General features: G+C 45.0%; 9 protein-coding genes and 1 pseudogene. 2 read left to right on the top strand and 8 right to left on the bottom strand.

The window, feature by feature from the left end; all coding sequences use genetic code 11:
• Positions 1-32 precede the first annotated feature (32 nt).
• The 4 genes from J2Z18_RS29780 to J2Z18_RS29765 all read right to left on the bottom strand — a co-directional run bounded on the left by J2Z18_RS29780 (position 33) and on the right by J2Z18_RS29765 (position 3,084).
• Positions 33-596, bottom strand: coding sequence for a histidine phosphatase family protein (locus J2Z18_RS29780; protein ID WP_007128014.1), 564 nt, complete (start codon positions 594-596; stop codon positions 33-35).
• A gap of 141 nt (positions 597-737) precedes the next feature.
• Positions 738-1,478 carry a class I SAM-dependent methyltransferase gene (locus J2Z18_RS29775; RefSeq protein WP_007128015.1) on the bottom strand — a complete coding sequence of 247 codons (741 nt, stop codon included), beginning with the start codon at positions 1,476-1,478 and terminating at the stop codon, positions 738-740.
• A gap of 229 nt (positions 1,479-1,707) precedes the next feature.
• A complete protein-coding gene (locus tag J2Z18_RS29770; RefSeq protein WP_007128016.1) occupies positions 1,708-2,484 on the bottom strand; it encodes a hypothetical protein in 777 nt (258 codons plus the stop codon).
• A gap of 198 nt (positions 2,485-2,682) precedes the next feature.
• Complete coding sequence (locus J2Z18_RS29765; RefSeq protein WP_007128017.1) at positions 2,683-3,084, bottom strand: DUF6223 family protein; 402 nt, start codon at positions 3,082-3,084, stop codon at positions 2,683-2,685.
• A 319-nt stretch (positions 3,085-3,403) separates the two neighbouring features.
• Here J2Z18_RS29765 and J2Z18_RS29760 point away from each other — a divergent pair, with 319 nt between their 5' ends.
• Together J2Z18_RS29760 and J2Z18_RS29755 are read left to right on the top strand one after the other, a co-directional pair.
• On the top strand, positions 3,404-4,090 hold the full coding sequence (locus J2Z18_RS29760; protein ID WP_007128018.1) for a response regulator transcription factor: 687 nt from the start codon (positions 3,404-3,406) through the stop codon (positions 4,088-4,090).
• Positions 4,087-5,223 carry a sensor histidine kinase gene (locus tag J2Z18_RS29755; protein WP_007128019.1) on the top strand — a complete coding sequence of 379 codons (1,137 nt, stop codon included), beginning with the start codon at positions 4,087-4,089 and terminating at the stop codon, positions 5,221-5,223. Before J2Z18_RS29760 ends, J2Z18_RS29755 begins: the two co-directional genes overlap by 4 nt.
• A 341-nt stretch (positions 5,224-5,564) precedes the next feature.
• Here J2Z18_RS29755 and J2Z18_RS29750 read toward each other — a convergent pair.
• The 4 genes and pseudogenes from J2Z18_RS29750 to J2Z18_RS29735 all read right to left on the bottom strand — a co-directional run bounded on the left by J2Z18_RS29750 (position 5,565) and on the right by J2Z18_RS29735 (position 11,970).
• A pseudogene (locus tag J2Z18_RS29750) lies at positions 5,565-7,058 on the bottom strand (M28 family peptidase).
• A 653-nt stretch (positions 7,059-7,711) separates the two neighbouring features.
• Entirely contained in the window at positions 7,712-8,584 is an 873-nt protein-coding gene (locus tag J2Z18_RS30730; protein ID WP_007128022.1) for a tetratricopeptide repeat protein, read from the bottom strand.
• Between the two features lie 22 nt (positions 8,585-8,606).
• On the bottom strand, positions 8,607-9,566 hold the full coding sequence (locus J2Z18_RS29740; RefSeq protein ID WP_007128023.1) for an ATP-binding protein: 960 nt from the start codon (positions 9,564-9,566) through the stop codon (positions 8,607-8,609).
• 142 nt (positions 9,567-9,708) lie between these two features.
• The gene (locus J2Z18_RS29735) at positions 9,709-11,970 is read right to left on the bottom strand and encodes a M20/M25/M40 family metallo-hydrolase (RefSeq protein WP_007128024.1); all 2,262 of its coding nucleotides are present in this window, start codon (positions 11,968-11,970) and stop codon (positions 9,709-9,711) included.
• Positions 11,971-12,369: the final 399 nt, after the last annotated feature.

Below are 12,369 nucleotides of genomic sequence, written 5' to 3'. Positions count from 1 at the left end.
GGGTCTTATCGATCGGCCCATTAACCAACAGACTACAATTTCAATCGATATACCCCAGCCTCACCGAGAAAATCTTTTCGGGTCAATCCTTTTTCTCCAAGCAATATCCGGTAATTCGTTATCGTGCCATCATGTGAAATCATGAAAATTGTTTTATATCTTTCCCCGATCCACGCTATTAATCGCTTAGCATATCCTTCAAAGATATATTGCTCAATCTGGTTAATCCCTTCTTTCCAGCACTCCAAATTGAAATCGAGAATTTCAATATCTCCATACAGATTTCGAATTTCAGTTTTAGAAAGGATATGATCACATGCTAAAAAAGGGAGATCGGGGTTCTGAGGAAACATTCTCGGACCAACAAATGGAGAAATTACAAAGTCCAAATCATTTTTTAAAATAGCTGCCGTCTCTATTGTGCGTTTAGTTGGACTCACAAGAACTAAATCATCAGGATCAATTATAGTATCATTTCGTAGCTGCGTTACTTGAAATTTGCCGTACTCCGTAAGACTAGGATGCAGAGTATTCAACCGATTTGGATAATCGATAAGATGCTCTCCATGACCGTGCCTGATAAATATGAAGTCCATTTTTCACCCTCTTAGCGACATATCCCATATTTGGAATTCTGTGCTTGTATGTAGCAATCCTGCTGTTAACGAAATGAAGCTCCCGATCGACGGCTTCTTCGAAGTTGATTAATAAGTTATTAGTTCGCCTTACTTTAACATCTATTTGTCCGCCAGGATAGTAAATTCCCAAGGGATATTTTCATTATTCCATCCACGATGCTCATCAAACCTTTGCAATCTGAACCCTGATGCGACGACCGAATTAATAATATCACTTAACGTGTACAATCGAATGGAGACATCGGGGAAGTCTTTCTGCTCATCTATATCAAATGCTCCTTTATACGCCACATCTCCATTTTTTATTTCCGTATCAAAGTAATTGACCTCGCCATGAGATGAGATACATCTTCCTAAGGGATGGAAATCACTTAAAACCAATTGTCCACCATTATGCAATAAGGCGTAAAGAATACTCATGAACTTGTCCAAATCACCGAAATAGTGTAATATTCCTCCCTCTAAATATAGAATGTCGAAATATCCTCCGTACTCCTTTAGGTCAATATCATATATGTCGGTGACGATATATTCTAATGTGATATTTGCGCTTGCTGCCAGCTCTAAAGCATATTTTTTGTTTTCCTCAGAGATATCGAATACAGTCACCTCTGCTCCTAGTAAAGCTAACGGAACAGCTTTTCTTCCATTTGAACCGCAAAGGTTAGCAATCTTTTTGCCTTGAACATGTTCAAAAAGGCCTTTATGCTTTTTAAGTGCCGCGAGCGGGTTTTCTAATAGCAGACGTGCTTTTTCCTCAGGAGAACCATCTCTTTTATGCCAAAATTCATATGCACGATACTCCCAAGCTTTTTTATTTATTTTACTTTGTTTATGCACTTCGTTCCCCCTCCCTTTCTCCTTACTAAAATTATACAACAAGTTGCGACTAACCTGACACGAAACCTGTCTGTATCGAATGGGAACAAGCTCGCCGGAGCTTAAAAAGAATCGGCAGCAGTCCCCCCTTACTCGTTTCGAACATGGAGTACCGCTGCTTTTCAATAAAACCGGCTAGTAAAGCCTCGAAAGACTTGCCCTTTGTGATGATTCGGATCCCCGCAATACTTTATTGGCTAGTCAGGTTAGCCAATCGCCGTATCTCTTCGCTTAACCTTCGATTGACTGGATACACTTCTTCGATAAAATTTAAAATACGAAGCGCCGACTCGGGAACATGATGGTATCCCTGTATCATGTCTCCTATGATTTCCGCAAAACGGGGGAATCTCCTCTCCAGCCGCCTCTCATTGCCGAATGGGTCGGGAAAGTATTCCACCTCTTGCTCCAGTAGATGGAGGACGGATAGAATCCTGTCCACTGCGTAGCCTTGAACAAACCTCGTCGCGGAAAGACGCTCTCCCCTTGCATAGCGACCGAGCCCCACGTATAGGTTTGTTAGCGCTTCATTCAAAGGAAAGTCCAAACAATCCGCTCTTAGGCTGGGGACCGGATTGGAAGGTTTGGCGATTGCCGTATTAGCATACATTGGATCCTTCCAAATGACCCGGCCTGCCGTATAGGTCGCGTTAGCCAACTCCGATTCCTCGAATACAGCATATTCCCCGAAAATACCATCCTCGAACAGTACTTTGTAGCCAACATCAGAATTCTTAAACGAATAGGCAAGAGGGTGTACATCCTCGAGCCAATCCAATCGGTCTATATATCTGTTTTTCTCCCCGGGCTTTACAATGACAAAGAAATCTAAATCCGAATATTCATCCAACCGTTCTGTCTCGACCCCAACGGAACCAACTCCTAATAATAAAAGAGCTCCCCCCTTCCGTTCGAGCGACTTCCCGATATCGCCCAGCCGCTGTAACAACAATTCCGTTCTTAACATTACGAATCCTCCCTTTATTTGGAATGCAAAAAGGGTCCAACCCACTTCTCAGCGAGGTTGAACCCGAAGGTTGCATTGCCTTTGTTATTCTGTCTTCAAATTACCACGCAGCCTTATTGCTGTCAATCGAAGACAACTAGTAGGCACTAAGGGAGATAATTGCACGATACTAGAACCGATTCCTATACAACTGTAGAGTCAGCCGGTGCGGCGGGAACGGGCCAGAGTTAGCCCGGCGAGGACCATGCCGATCAGCCCCATCAAGATACCAATGATAGCCCCAGCTCGCCCGGCGCCGGTGCCGAAATCACCAGTGAAGATGGTGAGATGCACCCCGGCGTACGATATGACGATCAGCCCTAAAACCGTGGCTACGATTGCCCCGTTTCGCCCACCGTTGCCGATGCGACGGACGGAGCGGGCCAGAGACAGTCCGCCGATTACCACGCTGACTAGTCCCAACGCCGCGTCCAAAGTGGCCCAAAGGCGTCCTTGGGTTAATCCGTATACGACATTACTGTTGGTTGCTTCAGCAAAGACAATAGTTGGAACGAGTAGGCATGCACAAAGTATCAGGAATGAAACTAGCATCATTTTCATTTGTTAATTACTCCTCCTTTTTGTTTTTTCCATCGCTTGCTTTGAACCTCCAAGTTTCGACAGCAACAGCCAGATCATTGACCACGAGTTGAATGCGAATCTAGGTTTTCTCAATCGACGACGCATACGCAGTCATTCCTTCCGTTTTGAAAATTTCTCTCCTTTCACAGCCAGTTTACACATCAAATATCGAGATCTTATGCAGATCTTCCGCTATTTGCGTGGATTTCTTTAAGAGCCTTCCTAATCACGGTATAATTTTCGGTAAGCGGTGAGTACTCGTAAGTGAAAGGAATTAAAAGGAAAGGAGCTGATGGGAATGGGATCGAAATTGCTGCTTGTGGAGGACGAAACGGGAATGCTGGAGGAGATGCAGACCTATTTGCAGCGTGAAGGGTTCAAGGTATTGACCGCCTGTACCGGCAATGAAGCGCTCATGATTGCCCGGTCTGAAAATCCAGATCTCGTCGTGCTTGATTGGATGCTTCCCGAGAAAAGCGGAATCGACGTATGCCGCGAAATAAGGCATACCTCGCATTGCGGCATTATTATGGTCACGGCGCGATCGGATGAATCTGATAAAATCGTCGGTCTGGAAATCGGCGCGGATGATTATTTGACGAAGCCATTCAGCTTGCGCGAGCTCGCATCGCGCATCAGAGCTGTGCTTCGCCGATTAAACGGGCCTGAAGACAAGTCGATGTTCTTGGAAAGAGACAACTTGATCATTTCCGAAGCCAGATGTCAGGTATTCAAAGACGGTCATGAAATCCAATTGACACCAACTGAATTCAAAATTTTGTTCACACTCGCGGGTCGTCCCGGCATAGTTTTTAGCCGTTTGCAATTATTAAAGGCTGCTTTGGAGGATGAGTACATGGGATATGAAAGAACGATGGATTCCCATATCCGGAATCTTCGCCGCAAACTGGAAGACGATCCTGCCAATCCCCGATATATTCAGACGGTATATGGTTTCGGTTACCGATTCGGTGAACGTTCATGAAGATAACGTTTCGGATGAAAGTATTTGCCTGCATGGTGCTTCTCATGATCATTGTAAGTATCACTTTCTCCCTTACAACACAACTTTACGCAGGTGAACTGGTCGATCAATTTCGAAAGGAACGCATCGATGCCAACTATTTGAAAGCCATGCCCGAAGATCAAATCGAAATCTTTATCTCTTATTTCATTGACAATATGAAGCTGGACACACTGCTTAATGTAACACACGGCGTACGCTTGCTCTTTTTTATTTCCATCGGGTTACTCTTCAGCTTTTGGATATCAGGGGTGCTGACCCTCCCGCTTAAAAAGCTAATAGCCGCAATAGAGCGCGTGGCCCAAGGTGACCTTAACGCCAAAGTGCCTGTGGACACGAAAGATGAGTATGGGAAAGTCGCTCAAACATTCAATGATATGACGTTTCGCCTGAGTGAAGCTGAAGAAGCTCGCAGTCGATTGGTGGCCGATGTTGCCCACGAGCTTCGCACGCCGCTGTCCTTGATGCAGCTTAAACTGGAGAATTATCAACAGGCCGGCCAACAGATCTCGCCAGAAATGTTACTTCGGATTCATGATGAAGTGATCCGAATGAGCTTGCTAGTCGATGATTTACATGTCTTATCGTTGGCAGAAGCAGGACGGTTGTCGCTCCATCGCAAACCGCTTGATTTGACGGTTCATTTAGAACGAATTGTGGACGACGTGAAATTTGAAGCGGAAGAAAACGGAATTGCCCTTAGTCTTTATACGATTTCGAGACCGATTTCCGTAATGGTCGATCCGAGACGGATAACGCAGGTTTTCTTTAATTTGCTGACCAATGCGATTCGTTACACGCCAAGTGGTGGGGAGATTATGGTTAAAATCGAAGAGCGGGTCGTGGATCGGAATGCGTACTTTGTACGTGTCTCGGTGATCGATACCGGCATCGGAATATCGGAGGAAGCATTGCCCCGCCTATTCGATCGATTTTACCGCGTGGACGAAGCACGCTCGCGGCATACAGGCGGTACGGGACTCGGTTTATCCATCGCGCATCATTTTGTAAAAGCCCATGGTGGGTTCATCCGCGTTGAGAGTGAACCCGAGAAAGGTACAACATTTTCCGTTTATTTGCCTCACGGGCAATGATAATTATAAGAGTTGGTAGCCCGGCGTACAAACATGCAGGAAATCCACTTCCTATGCCCCTACGATCCGGGGTGTATATGCTGTTCCGTTGACACCCTCCCTCTTCTTACCCGCCCGTTAGCTTCGAAAAAAACATTAACCACTCTGTTTAATATCCCATAAAAGAGATCAACAATGTACGGCAAGGATCATGTGACAAAGGGGTGTCCATAGTTCTCTGTCGCCTCCAACGGGCATATCTCGATTATGCAAAACAAGCAAACGCGGTTTTCGCGATTGCTTGTTTTGCATGATGGTGTTTAATTATGAACGGTAACATTCGTTAACGTTTAAGCAGAACGCTAATGTCTCTCATATACAGGTCGATCCGGCCCGGGTTCGGCCAGGCTCCATCCGATACCGAGCAGAACGATGATGGCAATGAACGCAGCCGGCAATACCCATTTCCAGGAATGCGCGAGCATCCGGACGGCAGGAGACATCAGGGCAAGGATCATTCCGATCAACACGACGCTGAACAGGTGAACTCCCGGCGGCAACAAGAGGAATACGATATGAAAGACCGATGTGAACATCAGAATAGGGACAAGCGTCGTTCCCAAAACTACGGCAGGATGGTTTAAGGTTTCTAGCGGATCGCGGGTGCATGCCGCCCATATCAATGCAGCGTAATGGATCAGCAGTGGGATCGAAAATAGATAGCTTGCACCCGGCAGAAACCAGGTTGAGCCGATGAGCAGCAGTAGGAACAGAAATCCGCCGCCAAGCAGCATCTCTAATTCATTCGATTTCCGCACGATCCAGCGGGTAAGCGCAACATGAACGATGAGTGTTACCAGAACGAAGCTGATGCTGTAGAGAAGCGTATCATAAGTTGCGCCTGTAGGCTGCGTCATTTTGCCGGCCCACAACGTTTCGATCAGCGTCCACAAGCCATAGCTCAGTGCGGTTGATAGCACGGCGGCCAGAATCGGGGTTCCGAGCCCGATTAAACTCCCCTTTGTGGTTAGTAAGGAGAATCGGGCATACAACCAAGCAAAGGCCAGCCATAACGCTGCAAGCGCAACAGTAATCGGAATCGCCCACTGCGTAGGGTAATGAACCAGCAGGCCGAACAAATTGAAATAAATGCGGTTGCTTGTGGAGGACAAGTCTGACAAGTCGAGATTGCCGAAATGCCTTGCCATGGCGAGCGCATTCTCGCCTTGATGCTGCACGGTCTCAAGGGAGACATTCTCCGTATTGTCCATAGGGGTATGATAAGCTACCCAACCATCGCCATAGGCAAAGTTCAGTCCCGGAAGACCATGCTCCAGGGCCACCGTCAGATCGGTATCGTTCGGCAGTTGCTTGTAAAGGTCCACCAAGAGCGAGTTGCTGACAGGATTGGACACAGCCCGCGCGTATTCTTCGATAATCCGTCCGTTGCCATCGCTGGTCTAGAACATGAAGGATGAACCCTTTGATCCTCGGGCTTCAAAATTTGCGATCATGCCAACCTCACGATGCAGCGGGTCACGGAAGAACACCTCGGCTCCCAGCAGGCCTTTCTCTTCCCCGTCCGTCAATAGAATCCAAATATCATTCTGAGGAGGAGATCCGGCTTGTATTGCCCTTGCCGTCTCCAGCAATGAAGCCACGCTTACCGATGCATCATTCGCCCCGGGCCCGGTAGGTACCGAGTCGTAGTGGGACATAAGAAGGAGCGGTTTGCCCGGTCCGGTGCCCTTAATGACCCCCAGAATGTTCGTAAGCTGGACGTCAGTATCGATGTATTTTGTTGTTAGACGGTCTTTAAACTCCTGAACCTCCGGGTTCAAGCCGAGCAACTCCATCTGTTCCACCAAGTATGCCCTGACTTCCCCATTGGCAGGCGATCCCATGGGGTGGGGCTCCTGTGCAATCCGTTCGACATGGACCATCGCCCGTTCAGCGGAGAACTCGGTTTCTGGCGCGTCCGTTCCCCTGGGTTGCGGCGGCTTCTCGAACCAATGCAGAAGGGAGACAAAAAGGATGACGGCGAGGATCGTCGTAAGCGGCAGCCAATAGGGATGTTTGCGGTCTGGCGGTCTGCTCAATTGAATTTGCATGATACCTAATCACTTCCTTTTAAGATCATTCAGACTCATTCATGGAGCAATCGTTCATCGTATGTATTAAAAAGCTCTTATACAGCGTAGTTCCAGAATATGACATGTGTCAATATTTGATTACAGTGTGTAATGAAATCAATGCATCACAGAGCAAGAGCTCCCATTAGAATGGAAGCTCTTGTGATTTATATCCAAGATGGTCATTTATTCAACTTTAGTTCCCGGTTATCTTAGCAACCAACATACTACAACTTCTTTCAATATGCCCCAGCCTTACCGAGAGGTCTCTTCTCTCCAAGCAAAGCAATATCTGATAATTCGTTATCGTAACGTGTATGTACCTGATGGACTTTTAAGCAAGCAATGCCCTTATGTTCTTCTCGTACACAAAAAGCTTATACGCCTCTGCGTCCCCAGCCAAAAACTTTGACATGCACGATGGCTTTGGTTACCCAATGCAAGAGCACATACAACACGATGAACAAAATGAGCAAAGGCCTAAAGAATAGCATTGCCACAACCCAGGTGAGCAGAATCTGCCAGTTCTTCATTTTCCGCAAATATTTTACTGGCCACAAGCATATTTTAAATAACTTTTCGTTATGCTGAAGCGCATCTAAAAATTCATCCTGGAACTGTTTGTTGTCCGGGTCCAAGCGGACGGCATTTCGCATATACGTCTCTTTCAGCTTGTATTCCCCACGCTGGCCAGACGACAAGCCGAGGAAAAAATATACATTTGGCGATTCCATATTATTGTTGAGGGCTTGCCTTTCCAACCTGGCAGAATCCTCGAAGTTTGTCAGCAACGCTTCCGTATAGCTTAACAAAGCCAAATATAATGGTGATTCCGGACGCAGTTCAAGCGCATGTGAAAGTGCCGTCTTTGCTTGCTTTGGCCTCCCCTTTTTGTTCAACATATTTGCCTGCAGATAATAATAATGAGGCTCATAGGGATCTATCCGTAAAGCTTCTTGCAGAGCTTCTTCGAAAGCCCGATCCTTATCCGTATAGTAGTAAACGCTGACGCGCACAAACCAGGCCAGCTCGTGCTGTGGTTCCCGTTTAAGCGCCTGATTCGACCAATGCAGTGCTTTGTCGTATTCATCCATGAATAAGTGAATTTGCGAGATTAGCGCAAAGACGTCCGGGTGCTCCGGTACTTGGCTTATTAGCTGCTCAGCTTCCTTTAAAGCTTCTTTATACCGCCTCCATTTGATAAGCTGCTGCGCCTTCGTATATGCGGCGTAATGATGTACGTCCTCCACCTGTTCTATCCCCTCCTATACATTACGACTTGACGCCATGCTTCTTAATATAATCCAATACGATTTGATAATCCCCGTTAACGTCACTGAACGTCGCGTAATTCTTTGCTGTAGCAAACCAATCCAGCGTTGTTGCCTTTCGGCCTTTTGTGGATCTCTTTAAATCGTCCTGAGTAATAGGCTGGATCTCACCCTTCTCAAAGGTACGCTCCATCGCTGATTCTACGGCATCATGAACTAACTGCTCTAAGTCGGCTCCGGAATAAAACTTCGTCTCTGCAGCAATTCTGGGCAGGTTCAGCGAGCCCAGCGGCTTACCGGATAGCTTCAGTTCGAGAATGGTTTGCCGCTCTGCCTCTTCAGGCGGCGGTACAAAAACCAGATGGTTAAAGCGCCCGGGACGCCTCAATGCGGAATCAAGGTACCAAGGCGTATTGGTTGCTCCGATGACAAACACGTTATCGTTCTCCGCCTGCAGACCGTCAAGCTCCAGCAGTAATTGGTTAACAAGCATGCGGTCATGATGCTGGCGCATTTGATGACGGCTGCCTCCAAGCGCATCGATTTCATCAATGAAAATAACGCACGGTTTGTTTTCCCGCGCTTTTTCAAATATATCGTGTAAGTTATGTTCGCTCTGACCAGAATACATCGAAAGAATTGACTGAAGCTCTACATGAAAGAAATTAGCATCGATCTCGCCTGCCACCGCTCGTGCCAAAAATGTTTTGCCGCATCCGGGTGGCCCGTACAGGAGCAAGCTCCCTCCAGCTTGTTTGCCATATGCAGCATATACTTCCGGCTGCTTCAGAGGTAATATAAAATTCATTCTGATTTTCTTCTTAACCTCTTCCAAGCCTCCGACGTCGGCAAACGTCTCTTTTGGCTTCTCAGACTCGACAAGCGATTGATCCTCTTTGCTGAAATGAATAAGCCTTAAATTTTTGCGTCTTTGCGCTGCTAGTTCATCATGTTCCGACATCCTGCTCTCTCCTCTGTAATATTCTCTCATAAGAATATCATACTTCCATAAATTAGGGAGTAATCCAGCGAAAAAAGACAACCGCAAATGGCTGTCTTCCTTCAATCCTCATGTGATGATTTGTATTCAGCACGCTAAAGAATTAATACGTAATACGTTTGATTACTACAATGCTTTCATCAAACAGCCCGCTCGTAATTAGATGGGATGGACGTTTGGAGCGGATTTCTGGATCAGGATGTTGTTCAGAACCAAAAGTAAACTCTATGGGCTGATCTCCTTTAACTTCTACAATGACATCCAAACCTTGTTTTGGAATACCTGCTTGTTTGTAATAGAAAGTTTCCATTGATTTAGGAATGGTAAAGGATTCTTCATCAACTTTTATTTTTTGAACGCGACCACCAGGTATAGACAGATACATGTTTTGCACATCGGTTCCACCTGTGAATCGAAAATGAATCATTTTATTCCCTTGCTTTATCCCCGTCTTTACTAGCTTTATTTGTGGTATTTGATAGTTTCGTACAGGTGCAGTTCCTACCCATGCTTGTTTATCATAGTTAAACGGTAAGATAGCTTTAATATTGGAAGTATTCGTTGAAGTTATATATTTCTTCGTCCAATCATCTGGTGGTTGGGTTGTAACCCACTGTGCTTGTTTTTTATCCTGATCCACGACATAGAATAAGTTACTATCTATAGGTCGATCTGCACTTGGGTTAGCTCTGAAAAAACTAATCGATAATATTACTACCGCGATTCCTATGAGGGTATATGGCACCCATTGTCCAAGCTGGAATAACTGTTTACATGGCATGAATAACAAAGCTAAGAGCCAAACGAAAAGTAACATGAGGTAAGGCACAAGACTAACCGGAAAAAAGGTGAAAAGTAACTTGAGCAGCGGGACGAACAGTATTATTGGTAAGAAAGATATAAGGGATAACATCCATGTATTGGCACTTATTGTATCCAATTTATTCTTCCAAATTACCCACCCAAGTATCAGTAGTGATACAAGCAATGGCCAAGCAAACAGATAGCTGGCACCAGGTAGAAATTGTGTTAACAGGATGAGAACTATGACACCAAGAAAGATCGCCGACAAAGTCATTTCCCATTCATTTACGGAACGGAATTTCCTCCAGATAAGGAAACAGATAGATGCCGTGAGTAATAGAAATGCCCATTGATAATAAGAGCTGTCATATATTGCCCCACTGAATAAGGTCATTTTTTCAGCCCAAAGTGCGTTTACACCCATCCAAATCATTACCGTTGCGATGATCGAAGAAATGACAGCGAACAGGATAGCTAGCAAACTGAACCCTAAGCCTTTGTAAGAGGCGCGCTTGTTCTTAACTGCAATGATCGTAACCATCGCGAATACAAGTACAATCAGCCCTGTAAGGGGATAGACCCAGTAATAAGAGTAGGAAATGACTACACCAAAAAAGTTAAAATAAACGGCATTCTCTTTCTTAATATCATTTAATTCCAATTGACCGAAGTGCCTTGCCATTGCTAAGGCGTTTCGCCCTTGATGCTCTAACGAACGTATATCTAGGTGTTTGACATCGTCACGTGGTGTATGATATCCAGTCCATCCATCACCATAAGCAAAATTCAACCCGGGTATTTTATTTTCATTGGAAACCGTTAAATCCGAGTCGTTTGGCATGATTTCAAATAGATTTCCTAGTAAGGATGAGGTAACGGGATTTGGGGCTGCTTTGGCAAATTCTTTTACCATCCAACCGTTATGATCACTGGTTTGGAACATGATAGACGGACCACTTGTTCCTCTAGCCTCGAAATTAATGATGAGATCAATTTTTTGTTTATGTTTTGATTTCGTCCAAAATTCCTTTGCACCCATTAATCCTTGCTCTTCGCCATCAGTAAACACGAAATAGATATCATTTTTTAAAGGTGGAGCTGATATTAATACACGTATGGTTTCTAATAAAGCGGCAACTCCGCTTCCATCATCACTAGCTCCCGGTCCTTGTTGAACAGAGTCATAGTGTGCAGACATCATCATTGCATGATCACTGCTAGTACCTTCAAGTTTAACAATCACGTTGTACATATCTCCGCCAGTTAACATTTTTGGGTATAGAGAAGCATGATTGGAGTGTTCGATTTCTGGTTTTAATCCCATTAATTTTAATTGTTCAACCAGATAATTTCTTACTTTTTCATTTTCGATTGATCCGCTTGGATGAGCAGTCTTTGCGATGTGGTTTAAGTGTTGGACAGCACGATCTGCTGAGAAATTTTCCGAGATATCCGCCTTCTTATCTGGGCTTGGTGGAACAATGGTATGAAGGCTGATAAAAGCAATCAAAAATATAAATGATATGATCGTTATGGCCTTAATAATTTGATTATCAGTCAAATTTAATCCTCCTTATGGTTACTTGGTTGTATGTATCATAATGAAAAAGAAAAGACAAACCAATGGTTTATCTTACAGTTACCTTACTTTACGGTAAGGTGGGTTATTGAGAAAAAATTACGCCCTGTCCTCCCTTTGCCAAAAAGGAAGGTTCTAATTTTGTATGAAAGTAGGCCCTTTCAATCCCGGCGCCTTAATGAGAAAAACTGTCGGATTTAATTGGTACTGTGTCAAATCGGTAATCGGACCATAGTCCTTGTCCGGGGGCAAGGAGTTGTAAGAAAAAACAAAAAAGCCGCTAAAATGAACTTAACCCTGTCAAGTAGACAGCCTAAAAAAGCAGCCTTAAGCAACCCTAGTTCGGTACTCAACCGGACTAAGGTTGTTTAGTTTTTGTTG

This window comes from Paenibacillus lactis (assembly GCF_017873605.1).
Classification (GTDB): Bacteria; Bacillota; Bacilli; order Paenibacillales; family Paenibacillaceae; genus Paenibacillus_AQ; species Paenibacillus_AQ lactis.
Note: the sequence above shows the minus strand (reverse complement) of the source record. Positions and strands in the feature narration are given on the sequence as shown.

What these genes read in the sequence shown, in the direction of transcription:
- J2Z18_RS29760 (WP_007128018.1), top strand. Translation starts at nt 3,404, where the DNA reads ATGGGATCGAAATTGCTGCTTGTGGAGGACGAAACGGGAATGCTGGAG.
- J2Z18_RS29780 (WP_007128014.1), bottom strand. Translation starts at nt 596, where the DNA reads ATGGACTTCATATTTATCAGGCACGGTCATGGAGAGCATCTTATCGAT.
- J2Z18_RS29765 (WP_007128017.1), bottom strand. Translation starts at nt 3,084, where the DNA reads ATGAAAATGATGCTAGTTTCATTCCTGATACTTTGTGCATGCCTACTC.
- J2Z18_RS29770 (WP_007128016.1), bottom strand. Translation starts at nt 2,484, where the DNA reads ATGTTAAGAACGGAATTGTTGTTACAGCGGCTGGGCGATATCGGGAAG.
- J2Z18_RS29740 (WP_007128023.1), bottom strand. Translation starts at nt 9,566, where the DNA reads ATGTCGGAACATGATGAACTAGCAGCGCAAAGACGCAAAAATTTAAGG.
- J2Z18_RS29755 (WP_007128019.1), top strand. Translation starts at nt 4,087, where the DNA reads ATGAAGATAACGTTTCGGATGAAAGTATTTGCCTGCATGGTGCTTCTC.